The 608-nt window shown below is 51.0% G+C and carries 1 rRNA gene; it reads left to right on the forward strand.

What is annotated here, in order from left to right:
* Window positions 1-21: 21 nt before the first annotated feature.
* A 23S ribosomal RNA gene (locus ACX9YW_RS22890) occupies window positions 22-608 on the forward strand; the annotation flags it as partial.

The raw sequence follows: 608 nt of genomic DNA on the forward strand, positions 1-608 counted from the left end.
TAGTAAGAGAATTAACCTTTAGGTTAAGTTAATAAGGGCGCACGGTGGATGCCTTGGCACTAGGAGCCGATGAAGGACGGGACTAACACCGATATGCTTTGGGGAGCTGTAAGTAAGCGTTGATCCAGAGATTTCCGAATGGGGGAACCCACTGCTCGTAATGGAGTAGTATCTTTACCTGAATACATAGGGTATGGAAGGCAGACCCGGGGAACTGAAACATCTAAGTACCCGGAGGAAGAGAAAGCAAACGCGATTCCCTAAGTAGCGGCGAGCGAAACGGGATCAGCCCAAACCAAGAGGCTTGCCTCTTGGGGTTGTAGGACACTCTACATGGAGTTACAAAGGAACGGGGTAGACGAATCGGTCTGGAAAGGCCAGTCAGAGAAGGTAAAAACCCTGTAGTCGAAACTTCGTTCCCTCCTGAGTGAATCCTGAGTACGGCCGGACACGTGAAATCCGGTCGGAAGCAGGGAGGACCATCTCCCAAGGCTAAATACTCCCTAGTGACCGATAGTGAACCAGTACCGTGAGGGAAAGGTGAAAAGCACCCCGGAAGGGGAGTGAAAGAGATCCTGAAACCGTGTGCCTACAAGTAGTTAGAGCCC

The organism is Pseudoneobacillus rhizolycopersici (assembly GCF_054786815.1).